We start from the raw sequence: 16540 nt of genomic DNA on the forward strand, positions 1-16540 counted from the left end.
GACTCTACGAGCTACTCTGCGAGCTGTTGCCGCCTGTGCCGGTGCGTTGTTGATATTGGGCGGCTGCTCCTTGTTCAGTAGCAAGAAGACAAGTAACCAGCCAGCGCCTTTGGTTGAATTTACCCAAAGCCTCAAGGTGCAACCAGTCTGGAAGCAGTCGGTCGGCAGCGCCGCCATCTTCACCTTCTCGCCCGTGGTTGCAGGCGATAGCGTGTTTGCGGCAGCGGCTGACGGTACAGTGACGCGCATCAACGCCGCCAACGGCACGGTTGCCTGGCGCATCAGCGCCGGCACGCGCCTGACCGCCGGCGCCGGCAGCGACGGTAATACGGTTGCGGTGGCGGGGAGAAAGGCGTTGTGCTGGCGTTTGACGGCCAGGGCAAAAAAATCTGGCAGGCGCAAGCTTCCAGCGAGATCTTGTCGGCTCCGGCTGTAGGCCAGGGCCTGGTGATCGTACGCAGCCAGGACAACCGGATTGCGGCTTATGATGCCGCAACCGGCGAGCGTCGCTGGGCCGTGCTGCGCACCTTGCCGCCGTTGACCCTGCGTTCGGCGCCGGGCATCCTGGTTGTGCCGCAGGCAACTTTCCTGTCCTTGCCGGGCGGCCGCCTGTCAGCGTTGAACCTGACTAACGGCGGTCCTTGGTGGGAAATGGCGATCGGCGATCCGCGCGGCACTACCGAGCTGGAACGGGTAGCCGACGCTTCCGGCATGCCGGTGATTGTCGGCCGTGAAGTCTGCGCCGTCGCCTACCAGGGACGGGTCGGCTGCTTCGACGCCGGCAGCGGCACTGCACACTGGGCCAAGCCGTTTTCCAGCGATGTCGGCGTCGGCAGCGACGGCAAGAATATCTATGCAGCCGACGAGCATGGCGCGGTATCGGCATTCACCTTGGACAGCGGTGCGGTAGTATGGCAAAACAAGCAGCTCGCCAACCGTGTCCTGACTGCCCCGGCAGTCCTGCCTAAAGCGGTAGTCGTGGGCGACTTTGAAGGTTATATTCACTTCTTGTCGCGCGATGACGGCGCCCTGATAGCACGGATCCGTGCAGACAGCAGTGCGGTGCTGCCGAATCCGGTGGTGGCAGGCTCCAATGTGATTTTTCAAACAAAATCCGGAACACTGATCGCTATCGCGACAGAGTAACAACTAAGTAACAACTGAGTGAAAACAACTTAATGAAGCCAGTAATTGCACTTGTAGGACGTCCCAATGTCGGCAAATCGACCCTGTTTAATCGCCTGACGCGTTCACGCGATGCCTTGGTCGCCGATTTGCCCGGCTTGACTCGCGATCGCCACTACGGCGAAGGGCGGGTCGGCGAACGCCCGTTCCTGGTGATCGATACTGGCGGTTTCGAGCCGGTTGCCAAAGACGGCATCATGCACGAAATGGCAAAGCAGACCAAGCAGGCGGTGGCGGAAGCCGATATCGTGATTTTCATTGTCGACGGCCGTCAGGGCCTGACGCCGCACGACAAGACCATCACCGATTTCTTGCGCAAATCCGGCCGCTCCGTGATGCTGGTGGTGAACAAATCCGAAGGCATGAAGTACACCTCGGTCACCGCCGAGTTCTATGAACTCGGCATGGGCGATCCCTACGTCATTTCCGCCGCCCACGGCGACGGCGTGACTGACCTGGTGGAAGAGTCGCTCGACCTGGCTTTCTCCCAGCGCCCGTCGGAAGAGCCTGAGCCGGAAGACAAGGAGCGCGGCATCAAGATCGCCATCGTCGGCCGTCCGAATGTCGGCAAGTCGACCTTGGTCAACACTTTGCTGGGCGAAGAGCGTGTGATCGCGTTCGACATGCCGGGCACCACGCGCGACTCGATCGAGATCCCGTTCGAGCGCGACGGCAAGAAATACACCTTGATCGATACTGCCGGCATCCGCCGCCGCGGCAAAGTTTTCGAAGCTATCGAAAAGTTTTCCGTGGTCAAGACTTTACAGTCGATCTCGGAAGCCAATGTGGTCTTGCTGCTGCTCGACGCGCAACAGGATATTTCCGAACAGGATGCCCACATCGCCGGCTTTGTGCTGGAGACCGGGCGTGCGCTGGTGGTCGGCGTCAACAAATGGGATGGCTTGACCAGCGACCGCCGCGATGAAATCAAGATGGACATGGATCGCAAGCTGAACTTCCTGTCATTTGCGAAATTCCATTTCATTTCGGCGCTGAAATCTACCGGCATCACGCCGTTGATGAAATCGATAGATTCCGCATACGCGGCGGCCATGTCCAACCTGACTACGCCGAAGCTGACACGCGCCCTGATCGAAGCAGTAGAGCACCAGCAGCCGCGGCGCAAGGGTTCGATCCGTCCGAAGCTGCGTTATGCCCACCAGGGCGGCATGAATCCGCCTATCGTCGTGATCCACGGCAACGCCCTGGAGTCGATCGAAGACAACTATAAGCGTTATCTCGAAAAACATTTCAGAGAAACTTTTTCGCTGGTTGGGACTCCATTACGCATCGAGTTCAGATCCAGTCGGAATCCATACGCTCGCCAGGAAAAATAATTTTTTAAAAACACTTTTTCCGAGCAGTAAATCCGAAAATCGTTTACATTCGTAAAACACCCACCGAGTCATTCGCTTAGAATCTTATTGGTTCTATATTTTTAGTTTGCATCTGACTTCTAATCACAACAACACAGTGGAGTAGCCATGAGTAATAAAGGGCAATTGTTACAAGACCCGTTTTTGAACGCCTTGCGTAAAGAGCATGTTCCAGTGTCGATCTATCTGGTCAACGGCATCAAGCTCCAGGGTCATATCGAATCCTTCGATCAATACGTCGTTTTACTGCGTAATACCGTTACCCAAATGGTATACAAACACGCCATTTCAACCGTTGTTCCTGCACGCGCTGTCAATCTGAATCTTGAAGCCGAAGCAGAATAACTATTCACTGTCGGCGAGGGCCGCAGCTACACGAATGTACCCATGCGCGCAGCGCTAGTCGGAGTGGACTTCGGCAAAGGCGACTTTGCCGCAAGTCTGGAAGAACTGTCTTTGCTGGCCAAGTCAGCCGGCGCGGTGCCTCTCGTCACCATCACCGGCAAGCGCAGCAGTCCTGACGCCGCCTTGTTTGTCGGTTCAGGCAAAGCACAGGAAATCGCCGACGCGGTATTTGACGATGAGCTTGAAATAGTCATTTTCAACCACGCCTTGTCGCCAGCCCAGCAGCGCAATCTCGAACGTGTACTGAAAGTAAGAGTGCTGGATCGCACCAGCCTCATACTCGACATCTTTGCCCAAAGAGCCAAAAGCCATGAAGGTAAAGTGCAGGTAGAGCTTGCGCAGCTGCAACATCTGGCGACGCGGCTGATCCGCGGCTGGACTCACTTGGAGCGGCAAAAGGGCGGTATCGGCTTGCGCGGACCAGGTGAAACCCAGCTGGAAACCGACCGCCGTTTGCTCGGCGACCGGGTCAAGGCCCTGCGCGCCAGGCTCGACAAGCTGCACCGGCAACATGCAACGCAACGGCGCGCACGCGGGCGCAGTGCGACTATCTCGATTTCGCTGGTGGGTTACACCAATGCCGGCAAATCGACCTTGTTCAACGCGCTGGCGAAAGCCGGCGTGTATGCCGCGGATCAACTGTTTGCTACGCTGGACACGACATCCAGGCGGGTTTACCTGGGCGAAGCGGGCAGTGTGGTGATTTCCGATACGGTCGGCTTCATTCGTGAGCTGCCGCATCAACTGGTTGCCGCATTCCGGGCAACCCTGGAGGAAACCATCCATGCCGACCTGTTGCTGCACGTGGTGGATGCTGCAAGTCCGGCGCGTTTGGAGCAGATCGAGCAGGTGAACCTGGTGTTGAAAGAAATCGGCGCCGACCATATTCCGCAGATTCTGGTGTGGAACAAGATTGACGCAGCGGAACTGGAGCCGGCGGTCGAACGTGATGAGTATGATAAAATTCAGCGAGTTTTTGTTAGCGCGCAAAAAGGCCTGGGCCTGGATTTATTAAGGCAGGCCATCGCGGAATTCGTGACCGGCAATCGGCCGGGCGGCGATCCGGCGGCCGGCGATCCGGTGGCAACTGTATATCCGTTGCCAGCCGCGGAAAATACGCAGCAGCAGGTGTAAAGCATTGTTAAGCCGTTGTTTCAAAAGTAAGCGCCTCAAACGAGCATTCCCACCTATTTGTTTTATTTACTTAAAGATAACGATCGAATGCTTGGTACCTTATTCAAAAAACTTGGTGTGAAATTTTCGTTGAACGACCCGCAATGGGGCCGGAATTCGCAAAATGACAACAAGCAAAACAATGACGGCAAAAAGCCGAATAACGGCGGCCCGCCGGACTTGGACAAGCTGTGGCAGGATTTCAACCAGCGCCTGGCGCGCCTGCTGGGCAATAAAAACGGCGGTGGCGGCGATTCCAGCGGCGGCGGCTTCAATCCGGGCATGAAAGGCGCCGGTGTCGGCGTCGGCGCGATTGCGGCGGTGGTGGCCTTGCTGTGGCTGGCCAGCGGTTTCTTTACCGTGCAGGAAGGCCAGACCGGCGTTGTCATGACATTCGGCAAGTACAGCCACTCAACCACTCCTGGTTTCAACTGGCGCTGGCCTTACCCGATCCAGAGCCATGAAATCGTCAATGTTTCCCAGGTGCGCACGGTCGAAGTCGGCTATCGCGCCAACGCCAAGAACAAGCAACCCAAAGAAGCCCTGATGCTGACCGATGATGAAAACATCATCGATATCCAGTTCGCCGTCCAGTACACGCTGAAGAGCGCATCGGACTGGGTCTTCAACGTCCGCGATCCGGAAGAAACCGTGCGCCAGGTGGCGGAAACCGCGATTCGCGAGGTAGTCGGCAAGAACAAGATGGACTTCGTGCTGTACGAAGGCCGTGAAAAAGTCGCGCTCGACACCAGCCAGTTGATGCAGCAGATCCTGGATCGCTATAAGGTCGGCGTGCAGATCACCAATGTCACGATGCAGGGCGTACAGCCGCCGGAACAAGTGCAAGCCGCATTCGATGACGCGGTAAAAGCGGGGCAGGACCGCGAGCGCCAGAAAAACGAAGGCCAGGCTTACGCCAACGACGTGATTCCAAAAGCGCGCGGCGCGGCTTCGCGCCTGCTGCAGGAAGCGGAAGCATACAGCGCCCGCGTCACCGCCAATGCCGAGGGCGATGCTTCGCGCTTCAAGCAAGTGCTGACCGAATACCAGAAAGCGCCGGCCGTGACGCGCGACCGGATGTACCTGGACACCATGCAACAGATTTTTGCGAATACGACAAAAGTGATGGTTGATGCTAAAAGCGGGAGTAATTTATTGTATTTGCCATTGGATAAGCTGATTTCGCAGTCGGTGGCCAATGCCGTGCCGGGTGCGGCGGCAAGCAGCGCCGGCACCAGTGCATCGTCATCGGTGATGAAGGATGGCGCCAGCACGGTCGAAACCCGGCCGCAGCCGGATGACCGTTCGCGCGACAGCCGCGACTCGCGTGATCGGGAGGGACGATAATGAACCGCCTTATCTCCCTGCTGATATTCGTATTTGCCGCGCTGTGGCTGGTGTTTTCGACCATCTTCGTGGTTGACCAGCGCCAGTACGCGATCCTGTTCGCCCTTGGCGAAGTGAAACAGGTGATCAGCCAGCCCGGCCTGCATTTCAAGCTGCCGCCGCCGTTCCAGAACGTGGTGTTCCTCGACAAGCGCATATTGACCATCGATCCGCCGGATACCGACCGTTTCATCACGGCGGAAAAGATGAACATCCTGATCGACGCCTTTACCAAATGGCGGATTACCGATCCGAAACTGTATTTCGTCAGTTTCGGCGGCGATGAAAAGCGCGCCCAGGACCGCATGTCGCAAATCGTCAAGGCGGCGCTGAACGATGAAATCACCAAGCGCACAGTGCGTGAAGTGATCTCCGGCCAGCGTGGCAAGGTGATGGACGCGATCCGCAGCAAAGTGGCGGAAGAAGCCAAGCAGATCGGCGTCGATATCATCGATGTGCGCCTCAAGCGGGTTGATTATGTCGACCAGATCAATGCCTCGGTGTACGACCGCATGAAGTCCGAGCGCCTGCGGGTTGCCAATGAATTGCGTTCGACCGGTTCCGCGGATTCGGAAAAGATCCGCGCCGACGCCGACAAGCAGCGTACCGTGATCCTGGCGGAAGCTTATCGCGATGCTGAAAAGATGCGCGGCGAGGGCGATGCCAAGGCTTCGCAGATTTATGCCCAAGCGTTCGGCCAGAATCCGGAATTCTACAAGTTCTACCGTAGCCTTGAGGCTTACCGCGCCAGCTTCAAGACCCGCCAGGATCTGATGGTGATCGATCCGAACTCGGAATTCTTTAAATATTTCCGTAGTCCGGCTGGCGGCGGGCGGCAGCGCCTGCAAAAAAATAGGCCTTTTCTGCTGGGCTGAATTATCCGGGAATGGCGCCCTCGCTAGCGGCGCCATTCCTTATTTTCGACAGCCGTATATTGTTATTGCCGTATTGATAACCGGGCCCTGCATTTAGCCGAATTGATCCACAAAAGTAATTTTCCCTAGATTCATTTTTCTTATGCCGAATTGGCTTCTCCCTGAAAACATCGCCGACGTCTTGCCGTCCGAAGCGCGCAAGATCGAAGACCTGCGTCGCCTGATACTGGATAATTTCCGCCTGTACGGCTACGAGCTGGTCATGCCGCCCATGCTGGAGTACCTGGAATCCTTGCTGGCCGGCGCCGGCCAGGATACCGACCTGCGCACCTTCAAGCTGGTCGACCAGCTGTCCGGCCGTACCCTCGGCATCCGCGCCGACATGACCACCCAGGTGGCGCGCATCGACGCCCACCTGCTGAACCGCGAATCGGTCACCCGCCTGTGTTACGTCGGCAGCGTCTTGCATACCCGCCAGATCGGCTTGCACGCCACCCGCGAGCCGCTGCAGATCGGCGCCGAGATTTACGGCCACCTGGGCTTGGAAGCCGATGCCGAGATCCAGGAACTGGCACTGGCGACCCTGGCCCTGGCCGGGATCACCCAAGTACGCCTGGATTTGTGCCATGTTGGCATTTTGCGCACGATTATCGGCGGCGACGATGCCGCCAAGCTGGATGAAACCGAGCTGGTCGCCTTGCTGGAAGCCAAGGATGTGCCTGGCTTGCGCACCATCAGCGTCAATTACAAGCCGGATACCCGGGCCGCCTTGCTGGCCTTGCCCGGCCTGTATGGCGACGCCGGCGTCTTGCAGCAGGCGCGCCAGGTGCTGCCTGCGCTGCCGGCCATCGCCAAAGCCCTGGATGAACTGGAAACTTTGGCAGAAGCGGCCGGGAAAGATTGCGTTACCGTCGATTTAGCCGATTTACGCGGGTATCATTACGAAAGTGGGCTGATTTTCGCCGCTTACGTGCCTGGCCTGCCGAATGCGATTCTGCGCGGCGGCCGTTACGACGTTGGCGCGGCATTCGGCCGTTCACGCCCGGCCACCGGTTTTTCGATGGATCTGCGGGAACTGGCAAGACTGATTCCGGTAGCAACCCGCAAGCGCGCGATCCATGCGCCTTGGGGAATTGAAGCAGGTTTGAAGGAAAAGATCGTTGAATTGCGCAAGGCTGGGGAAGTTGTGATCCAGAGTCTGCCCGGCCATGAAAACGATCAAGACGAGTTCGATTGCGACCGCGCGGTTGTACTCGAAAATGGAAACTGGATTATCAAAAATTTGGACTAAGTGATGTTACAGAAAAGCACCGCAAAAAACGTCGTTGTGATTGGCACCCAATGGGGCGACGAAGGAAAAGGCAAGATCGTTGACTGGCTGACCGACCACGCACAGGCAGTCGTGCGTTTTCAGGGCGGCCATAACGCTGGCCATACATTGGTCATCGGCGGCCACAAGACGGCATTGCAGCTGATCCCGTCCGGCATCATGCGTCCCGGCGTGGCTTGCTACATCGGTAACGGCGTGGTGCTGTCGGTGCCCGACTTGCTGCGCGAGATCGACAAATTGCAGGTGGCCGGGGTGGAAGTGGCATCGCGCCTGAAGATCTCCGAAGCCTGTCCGATCATCCTGCCTTACCACACCGCACTCGATGCGGCGCGTGAAGCAGCGCGCGGCGACGCCAAGATCGGCACCACCGGCAAGGGCATCGGCCCGGCCTACGAAGACAAGGTTGCGCGCCGCGCGATCCGCGTCGCCGACCTGCTCAACGAGAAGCGTTTTGCGGAAAAGCTGGCAGCCAACCTGGAATACCACAACTTTGTCCTGACCAATTACCTGAAGGCGCCGGCGGTCGACTATCAAAAGACGCTGGACGACGCCCTGGCGACCGTGCCGCGCCTGCGGCCGATGGTGGCCGATGTGTCGAGCGACCTGTACGCAGCCTACAACAACGGCGCCAGCCTGCTGTTCGAAGGTGCGCAGGGCAGCCTGCTGGACGTTGACCACGGCACTTATCCGTTCGTCACATCGAGCAACTGCGTGGCCGGCAATGCCGCTGCCGGCAGCGGTGTCGGTCCTAACATGCTGCACTACATCCTGGGCATCACCAAGGCTTACACCACGCGTGTCGGCTCCGGTCCGTTCCCATCGGAACTGGCGACCGACGAGGGCGTCGGCAAGCACCTGGCCAGCGTCGGCCACGAATTCGGCACGGTGACCGGCCGTGCCCGCCGCTGCGGCTGGTTCGATGCCGCGCTGCTGAAACGTTCGGTGCAGATCAACGGCGTGTCCGGCATGTGCCTGACCAAGCTGGATGTGCTGGACGGCCTGGAAACGCTGAAGCTGTGCACCGGCTACACGCTCAACGGCAAGACCGTCGACATCTTCCCGGTCGGCGCCGAAGACGCTGCACTGTGCCAGCCGATCTACGAAGAAATGCCGGGCTGGAGCGAATCCACGGTCGGCGCCAAATCGATGGACGCCTTGCCGGCCACCGCCCGTGCCTACATCAAACGTATCGAAGAACTGGTAGGCGTGCCTATCGATATGGTTTCGACCGGTCCGGACCGCGAAGAAACCATCGTTTTGCGCCATCCATTTAAATAAAAGCAATATGAACAAATCAGATGATAAAGACCTGTGGGTCTCGTGGGATGAATATCACCGCATAATTGAAAAACTGGTACTGAACGTGCACGCCTCCGGCTGGCAGTTTGACCAGGTCTTGTGCCTGGCGCGCGGCGGCTTGCGTCCGGGCGATGTGTTTTCACGCATTTTCGACGTGCCGCTGGCGATCCTGTCCACCAGTTCTTATCGCGAAGATGCCGGCACGGTGCGTAGCGAACTCGATATCGGCAAGCACATCACCATGAGCCGCGGCGCCTTGTCGGGCCGGGTGCTGGTCGTAGACGACCTGGTCGATTCGGGCGTGACGCTGGACAAGGTCCTGCATCACCTGAAGGAAAACTATGCGCCGGTGACCGAGGTGAAATCGGCAGTGATCTGGTGGAAGGCATGTTCTTCGCTGAAACCGGATTTTTATGTCGATTACCTGCCGACCAATCCGTGGATCCACCAGCCTTTTGAAGAATACGACAGCCTGCGTCCGCACCAGCTGGAAGCATGGAGCAAAAAAGGCGTATCGAGATAATCGAACGCGCTGAACAAAAAGCCCCGTTGCTTATACAACGGGGCTTTTTACGCCTATTGTCCGAGGCTGACCCAGCTGGCGTCCTGCGCATGGCTGCGCAACACCGCTTCAATGAATTCCATGCCTTGCACGCCATCCTCGACCGTGGTGAGGAAACGGCTATGGCTCGGAATGGGCCGGCCATCGTTGCGCGCGGCGATCTGCTGGGCGGCGTCGACATAGAGCTGGGCAAACGCTTCCAGGTAGCCTTCCGGATGGCCGGCCGGCACCCGGGTAGCGTGCGCTGCTGCCTGGCCCTGCGCGCGGCCGCGCGTCAGGCATTGCGCCTGGCCGCCTTGCGGCGTGAACCACAGCTGGTTCGGGTTTTCCTGGTCGAACGCCAGGCTGGCCTTGCTGCCGTACAGGCGCAGCCGCAGTGCGTTCTCGCAGCCGGTGGCGACCTGGCTGGCCCACAGCGTGCCGCGCGCGCCATTGGCGTAGCGCAGCATCACCTGCACATGGTCATCGACCAGTCGTCCCGGCACAAAGGTATGCAGTTCGGCCAGCAACTGGGTCGGCGTCGCGCCGCTGACGTATTGCGCCAGCTGGTAGGCATGGCTGCCGACATCGCCCAGGGTGCCTGCCGGGCCGTTGCGTGCCGGATCGGAGCGCCAGCCGAGCGCCGCCGGATCTTGCGTGCCGTCGTCGGCAGCGGCGGCAGCAGCGGGTATTTCGTCGGCCAGCCAGTCCTGGGAATATTCCACTTGCAGCAGGCGCAATTCGCCTAGCGCGCCCGATTCGACCAGTTCCTTGGCATGGCGAACCATCGGATAACCGGTGTACGTATGGGTGAGGGCGAACACCAGGTTCTTGCGTTGCGCCAGGGTCGCCAGCGTTTGCGCCTCTTGCAGTGAGACGGCAAGCGGCTTGTCGCAGATGACATGGATGCCGGCTTCCAGGAAAGCGGTGGCGACCGGCGCATGCAGGTAGTTGGGGGTGACAATCGCCACCACGTCGATGCCGTCCGGGCGGGCCGCTTCACGCCGCGCCATGTCGCGATAATCGGAATAACTGCGGCTGCGGTCCAGGCGTATCGCGGCGGCGCTGGACGCCGCTCGCAGCGGGTTGCCGGACAGCGCTCCCGCCACCAGTTCGTAGTGGTCGTCGAGCCGCGCAGCCATGCGGTGCACGGCGCCGATGAAAGCGCCGTCGCCGCCGCCCACCATGCCCAGGCGCAAACGCCGTGGCAGCCTGGTTTCCTGCTTGCCGTGATTGATGCCCATGTCTAGTCCAATCCTAATATTTGTGCAATTTGCGCCGCCTGCACCTGGCCGCCGGCAAAATCGTCGAAGGCGCGTTCGCTGACGCGGATGATATGGCGGCGGATGAATTCCGCGCCCTCGGCCGCGCCGTCTTCCGGATGTTTCAGTGCGCATTCCCATTCCAGCACGGCCCAGCCGGGAAAATCGTATTGGGCCATCTTGGAAAAAATGGCTTTGAAATCGATCTGGCCATCGCCCAGCGAACGGAAGCGTCCGGCACGTTCCTGCCAGTCGGAAAATCCGCCGTAGACGCCTTGCCGGCCGTTAGGGCGGAACTCGGCGTCCTTGACGTGGAAGGCTTTGATGCGCCGGTGGTAGATGTCGATGAACGCCAGGTAGTCCAGCTGCTGCAGCAAGAAATGGCTTGGATCGTACAAGATGTTCGCGCGCGGATGATGATCGACCGCTTCCAGGAAACGTTCGAAAGTGACGCCGTCATGCAGGTCCTCGCCGGGATGCAGTTCATAACAAAGATCGACGCCGGCGTCGTCAAAAGCGTCGAGCACAGGACGCCAGCGCCGCGCCAGTTCGGCGAATGCAGTTTCCACCAGTCCGGCCGGACGCTGCGGCCAGGGATACAGGTAGGGCCAGGCCAGCGCGCCGGAAAAAGTGACGTGTGCGCGCAGGCCCAGTCGGCGCGAGGCGATGGCTGCGCAGCGCAGCTGGTCCTCGGCCCAGGCGCTGCGCGCCGCCGTATTGCCGCGCAGCGCCGGCGGCGCGAAGCCGTCGAACAGCACGTCGTAGGCCGGGTGTACCGCCAGCAGCTGGCCTTGCAAGTGGGTCGACAGTTCGCTGACCTGCAAGCCGTAGCCGGCCAGCATGCCGGCGATGTCGTCGCAATATGCCTGGCTTTGCGCCGCCTGTTCGAGGTCGAACAGGCGTACATCGGTGGGTAGCTGCAGCGCCTTGTAGCCCAGCGCGGAAGCCCACCTGGCCAGGTTTTCCAATGTGTCGAACGGCGCCTTGTCGCCCATGTACTGGGCCAGAAACAGGGCCGGACCTAGTATCGTTTTCACGGTGCAATCCTTTCGTGCAGAGCAACTGCGCCGCCGAAGCGGCGCGGCCCCGCATTAAAACGGCGAATCGGGGAAATAGAACTGCTTGGCGTTCTGGTTGGTGATCAGGACCGACGGGATGATGGTGGTCGCCGGCAGTTTCTCACCCTTGAGACGGGCCTCGGCAGTCATCTTGATGGCGTCGTAGATGAATTTCGGCGAATACGATACGTCGGCCTTGATCATCTTGTCGCCGTCGATGATTTTCTTGACGGCTCCCTTGGCGCCGGCGCCGCCGAAAATCTCCTTGATGTCGCTGCGTTTGGCCTGGTCGATGGCTTTCTGCACGCCGACCGCCATATCATCATCCGCCGCCCAGACCGCGTCGATCTGGCGGAAGCGCGTCAGGTAGTCCTGCATTACCTTGAAGGCGTCGTCGCGGTTCCAGTTGCCGTATTTGGCGTCGAGGATCTTGATGTCAGGATGGCCTTTCATGACGGCGCTGAAGGCGTCGAAACGTTCGTTATCGAGGGTGGTCGGGATGCCGCGCAGCACCACGATGTTGCCCTTGCCGTTGAGCTGCTTGGCCAGGTACTCGGCCGGCAGCTTGCCGAAGGCGGTATTGTCGCCGGCGACATAGGCGTCCTGGGCGGCGGTATTGGTCAGGCCGCGGTCAACCACCGTGACGTACACGCCCTTGCTTTTGACTTGCGTCACCGGCTGGGTAAGCGCAGCCGATTCCAGCGGGAAGATCACCAGCGCGTTGATCTTGTTGACGGTCAGCATGTCTTGCAGCTGGTTGGCTTGTTCCGATGCCGCGGCCGATGTCTTGACGATGATTTTCAGGTCGGGATGGGCTTTTTCCAGTTCTTTCTTGGCTTCGTTGGCCCACCACACGATGCCCGCGGTGAAACTGTGGGTAGCGGTAGGAATGGCGACGCCGAGCGTCACCTTTTCGGCGGCGTGGACGGGCAGGGCGGCACTGTATGCAAATGCGGCCAGGGCGGCAGCCGGCAGCAAGCCGCGGCTAAAAATACGATGGATCGAATGCATGGTATCTCCTCCAGTTGGTGGTGCCGCTATCGGCATCCGGTTTTGAAACTACAAACGACATAACGCTGCCGGCAGCAACACTCAATGCCGGCCGCGCTGGAAATAAGCGACTGCGATGATGACGACGCCTTGTACTGCCGCATTCAGGTACACGCTGATGATGCTGGTCAGGTTAAGGATGTTGCTGATCACCGATAGCAGGATCGCGCCCACCACGGTGCCGACGATGCGGCCGGAGCCGCCCTTGAGCGCGGTGCCGCCTACTACCACGGCGGCAATCGCTTCGAGTTCCCACAACAGGCCGGTGGTGGGCGAGGCTGAACCCAGGCGCGGCACGTACAGCACGGTGGCGATGCCGACGCATACACCCAGCAGCATATAAGTGCAGGTCTTGACGAAATCGACCCGGATGGCGGCGTAGCGGGCTACCTGTTCGTTCGAGCCGATCGCCTGCACGTGGCGGCCAAAAGCGGTACGGTTCAGTATCAGCGCGCCGCCAGCGCTACTGCCAGGAACACCCAGATAGGGATCGGCACACCCAGCAGGTTGGTGTAGTAGACCGGGCTGTACAGGTCGGACAGCTGGTTGTCCAGCGTCAGCGCGCCGCCGTCCGCCAGGTAGGTCAGCACCGAGCGGAAGATGCCCAGCGTGCCCAGCGTGACGATGAATGCTTCGATCTTGCCTTTGGTGATCAGCAAGCCGTGCAGCAAGCCGAAGACCAGGCCAAGCAGCAGCGCCATCGCGATGCCGGTCACGACGATGGCCAGCGGCCCGAGGGTGCCTGCGCTCATCAGCATGTTCATGAAATAAATCATGCTGCCGGCAATCAGCGCGGCCATGGAGCCGACCGACAGGTCGATGCCGCCAGAAATGATGACAAACGTCATGCCAACCGCAATGATGCCGATGAAAGCGGTGCGGGTCAGCACGTTCATCAGGTTGTCGACGGTGGCGAAATCGCCGTTGAGCAAGGTGCCGGCGATGCACAGGCCGACCAGTCCGAGCACCGGGCCCAGTCCCTTCAGATGATTGAGGTACTGGAAGAACCGGGCGGATGCGCGGGAATCAACGGGTGCCGGTAGCATGGGAAATCAACTCCTCTTCGGTCAGCTGATCGCTAGCCAACGTGGTTTGCAGAACGCCGGCGCGCATGACGGCGACGCGATGGCACAGGCCGATCAGTTCGATCAGTTCGGATGAAATGACAATTACCGCCCGCCCCTCGGCGGCCAGGCGCTGGATCAGGAAATAGATGTCGCGCTTGGCGCCGACGTCGACGCCGCGGGTCGGCTCGTCGAGGATGACAACCTGCGGGTCGGCATGCAGGTATTTGGCCAGCGCCAGCTTTTGCTGGTTGCCGCCGGATAGCATGCGCGCCTTCATTTGCACCTGCGCCTGAGGGTTGCCGGTGCGGATGTTGAAGTCCTGGATGGCGCGGGCCAGCGCCTGTTTTTCCGCCTGCAGGTCGAGCAGGGGATGGCTGTAGCGCTCCAGCGTCATCAGGGTCAGGTTTTCGCGCAGGCCGAGATCTACGTGCAGGCCCTTGCCTTTGCGGTCTTCGCTCAGGTAAGTCAGGCTATGCTGCATGGCTTGCCGCGGGCTGCGCAAGTCCAGTTGTTTGCCGCCGATGGCGATGCGGCCGCCGCTGCGCGGGCGCAGGCCGATCAGCGCCTCCATGGCTTCGGTGCGGCCGGCGCCGACCAGCCCGGCAAAACCCAGGATTTCACCGGCGCGTACTTCAAAACCGAGGTCCGGGATCCAGCCCGGCACCGCCAGGTTTTCCACCTTGAGCAGCACCGGCGCATCCGCCGCCGGCATCACCTTGGGCGGGAACATGTCCGACACATCGCGTCCCACCATCAGGTTCGCCATCTGGTGGCGGTCCAGGCTGGCGGTCGGCTCGCGCGCGACGAAACGGCCATCGCGCATGATGATCACTTCATCGGTATGGTTCTCGATTTCATCCAGCTTGTGCGAGATGTAAATGATGGTGACGCCTTGCTGCTTGAGCTGCGCCATCAAGGCAAACAGCCTTTGCGTCTCGTTCGATGTCAGGGTCGCGCTGGGTTCGTCCATGATCAGCAGGCGCGCCTTGCGCGACAAGGCCTTGGCAATTTCCACCAGCTGTTTTTCGGCGACGATCAGGGCGCTGACCTTGGTGTCCGGGCTCAGGTCGAGGCCGACCTGGGCCAGGCAGGCAGCTGCTTCGCTGCGCATGGCGGCGTCATCCAGCAGCCAGCCCTTGCGTTTTTCATGGCCGAGGAAAATGTTCTGGGCGATGGTCAGGTGCTCGGCCAGGTTGAATTCCTGGTGGATCAGGACGATGCCGCATGCCTCGGCCTGGCGCGAACCGGTGAAATGGCGACTCTTGCCGTCAATCGTCAGCTCGCCTTCGGTGATGCTTTCATAACCGGCCAGTATTTTCATCAAGGTCGATTTGCCGGCGCCGTTTTCACCCAGCAAGCCGTAGACCCGGCCCAGTTCGAGGTCGAAGCTGACGCCGTGCAGCACGCGCACTGCGCCAAAATCCTTGCGTATATTCTCGAAGCGGACGGCGACGCTCATCTCAACTGCTCTCCCTCTGGACCAGTTGATGCGGCAGCAGCACCCCTTGCACGGTTGCTTCCGGGTCGGCCAGCCGCTGCAGCAGCAACTGCGCGGCAGTTTCGCCGAGGGCGCGCATGGGCTGGGCGATGGTGGTCAGCGCCGGCCAGGTTTGCGCGGCAATGGCAATATCGTCGAAGCCCACCACGGCGACTTCTTCGGGGACGCGCTTGTTCAACTGGCGCATGGCGCTCAGGGCGCCGATAGCCAGTGTGTCGGATACGGCGAAGACGGCGCTGGGCGCGTCCGGCTGCGCCATCATCTGCAAGGTGGCGTGTTTGCCGGCCTCATAGTCGAGGTTGTCGACCTGCTGCCGCCATTCAGGGCGTGCCTGCAATCCGGCCGCCTGCAGGGCGTCGAGATAACCGCGCTGGCGCTCGCGCGCATAGCGGTAGCGCTGGTCCGAGTTGATCAGGCCGATCCGGGTATGGCCGCGGTTTATCAGGTGGCGCACGGCGTCGCCGGCGGCGCGGTAGTTGTCAACGCCGACATACGGTACGGCGATGTCGGGATCGAATTCACAGCAGGCGACCCACGGCAGGATATTCGATTCATTGGCAAGGGCATGCTGCACGGTATCCGGGTCAAGGCAGATCGCGCCGTCGGCGCGGTGCGTGCGCAGCAGGTCGAAATAGGCGCTCTCGCGCCCGGCTTCGGCGCCGGTGTCGCACAGCATGACGAAATAACCGTGCTCGCGCGCCACGCTGTCGATGCCACGCACGATTTCCGAATAAAACGGATTGCCGACGTCCGGCACCATGGTCAGCAGCAGGCGGCTGGTGGCGGTGCGCAGGTTGCGCGCCAGGTGGTTCAGCCGATAGCCCAGCGCTGTCACGGAGGTCATTACCTTGTCGCGGGTCCCGGGCCGTACGCCATCCATGTCGTTCATGACGCGAGACACGGTAGCCACGGATACGCCGGCATGCAGGGCGACAGCGGAGATCGAGGCAGACGTGGATTTAGGCGGCATGTGAGGAATTCGTTTGCGGTGGTCAATTTAAATGTAATCGATTACATTTGATTTATACGTGCTCG

The 16540-nt window shown here is 60.2% G+C and carries 15 protein-coding genes and 1 pseudogene; 10 read left to right on the forward strand and 6 right to left on the reverse strand.

Annotation, left to right across the window (positions count from 1 at the left end):
* Window positions 1–109 precede the first annotated feature (109 nt).
* From CFter6_RS26805 to CFter6_RS11020, 10 genes are all read left to right on the forward strand, one after another.
* Complete coding sequence (locus CFter6_RS26805) at window positions 110–436, forward strand: outer membrane protein assembly factor BamB family protein (protein WP_335340324.1); 327 nt, start codon at window positions 110–112, stop codon at window positions 434–436.
* On the forward strand, window positions 358–1146 hold the full coding sequence (gene bamB / locus CFter6_RS10980; protein ID WP_335340325.1) for an outer membrane protein assembly factor BamB: 789 nt from the start codon (window positions 358–360) through the stop codon (window positions 1144–1146). The genes CFter6_RS26805 and bamB overlap by 79 nt, the downstream gene beginning before the upstream one ends.
* 32 nt (window positions 1147–1178) lie before the next feature.
* Window positions 1179–2522 carry a ribosome biogenesis GTPase Der gene (gene der, locus CFter6_RS10985; RefSeq protein WP_014005905.1) on the forward strand — a complete coding sequence of 448 codons (1344 nt, stop codon included), beginning with the start codon at window positions 1179–1181 and terminating at the stop codon, window positions 2520–2522.
* A gap of 147 nt (window positions 2523–2669) precedes the next feature.
* Window positions 2670–2906, forward strand: coding sequence for an RNA chaperone Hfq (gene hfq / locus CFter6_RS10990; RefSeq protein ID WP_061539949.1), 237 nt, complete (start codon window positions 2670–2672; stop codon window positions 2904–2906).
* 42 nt (window positions 2907–2948) lie between these two features.
* Window positions 2949–4100, forward strand: a complete 1152-nt coding sequence (gene hflX / locus CFter6_RS10995; protein ID WP_061539950.1) for a GTPase HflX — start codon at window positions 2949–2951, stop codon at window positions 4098–4100.
* A gap of 87 nt (window positions 4101–4187) precedes the next feature.
* Window positions 4188–5486, forward strand: a complete 1299-nt coding sequence (hflK, locus tag CFter6_RS11000) for an FtsH protease activity modulator HflK (RefSeq protein ID WP_061539951.1) — start codon at window positions 4188–4190, stop codon at window positions 5484–5486.
* Complete coding sequence (gene hflC, locus CFter6_RS11005; RefSeq protein ID WP_061539952.1) at window positions 5486–6400, forward strand: protease modulator HflC; 915 nt, start codon at window positions 5486–5488, stop codon at window positions 6398–6400. Before hflK ends, hflC begins: the two co-directional genes overlap by 1 nt.
* A gap of 142 nt (window positions 6401–6542) precedes the next feature.
* Window positions 6543–7691 carry an ATP phosphoribosyltransferase regulatory subunit gene (locus tag CFter6_RS11010; RefSeq protein ID WP_061539953.1) on the forward strand — a complete coding sequence of 383 codons (1149 nt, stop codon included), beginning with the start codon at window positions 6543–6545 and terminating at the stop codon, window positions 7689–7691.
* 3 nt (window positions 7692–7694) lie between these two features.
* The gene (locus CFter6_RS11015) at window positions 7695–9008 is read left to right on the forward strand and encodes an adenylosuccinate synthase (RefSeq protein ID WP_061539954.1); all 1314 of its coding nucleotides are present in this window, start codon (window positions 7695–7697) and stop codon (window positions 9006–9008) included.
* A gap of 7 nt (window positions 9009–9015) precedes the next feature.
* On the forward strand, window positions 9016–9552 hold the full coding sequence (locus tag CFter6_RS11020; protein WP_014005912.1) for a phosphoribosyltransferase: 537 nt from the start codon (window positions 9016–9018) through the stop codon (window positions 9550–9552).
* 53 nt (window positions 9553–9605) lie between these two features.
* Here the strand turns inward: CFter6_RS11020 and CFter6_RS11025 are convergent, their stop codons facing one another.
* From CFter6_RS11025 to CFter6_RS11050, 6 genes and pseudogenes are all read right to left on the reverse strand, one after another.
* The gene (locus CFter6_RS11025) at window positions 9606–10814 is read right to left on the reverse strand and encodes a Gfo/Idh/MocA family protein (RefSeq protein WP_061539955.1); all 1209 of its coding nucleotides are present in this window, start codon (window positions 10812–10814) and stop codon (window positions 9606–9608) included.
* Between the two features lie 2 nt (window positions 10815–10816).
* Entirely contained in the window at window positions 10817–11869 is a 1053-nt protein-coding gene (locus tag CFter6_RS11030; protein ID WP_061539956.1) for a sugar phosphate isomerase/epimerase family protein, read from the reverse strand.
* A gap of 54 nt (window positions 11870–11923) precedes the next feature.
* Window positions 11924–12901 carry a substrate-binding domain-containing protein gene (locus CFter6_RS11035; protein WP_061539957.1) on the reverse strand — a complete coding sequence of 326 codons (978 nt, stop codon included), beginning with the start codon at window positions 12899–12901 and terminating at the stop codon, window positions 11924–11926.
* Window positions 12902–12982: 81 nt separating this feature from the next.
* Window positions 12983–13986 (reverse strand): annotated as a pseudogene (locus CFter6_RS11040) (ABC transporter permease).
* Window positions 13967–15466, reverse strand: coding sequence for a sugar ABC transporter ATP-binding protein (locus CFter6_RS11045; RefSeq protein WP_061539958.1), 1500 nt, complete (start codon window positions 15464–15466; stop codon window positions 13967–13969). The pseudogene CFter6_RS11040 and the gene CFter6_RS11045 overlap by 20 nt, the downstream one beginning before the upstream one ends.
* Window position 15467: 1 nt before the next feature.
* Complete coding sequence (locus CFter6_RS11050; RefSeq protein WP_082814704.1) at window positions 15468–16475, reverse strand: LacI family DNA-binding transcriptional regulator; 1008 nt, start codon at window positions 16473–16475, stop codon at window positions 15468–15470.
* Window positions 16476–16540: the final 65 nt, after the last annotated feature.

Origin of the sequence: Collimonas fungivorans, assembly GCF_001584145.1 — a bacterium.
Taxonomy (GTDB): domain Bacteria; phylum Pseudomonadota; class Gammaproteobacteria; order Burkholderiales; family Burkholderiaceae_D; genus Collimonas; species Collimonas fungivorans.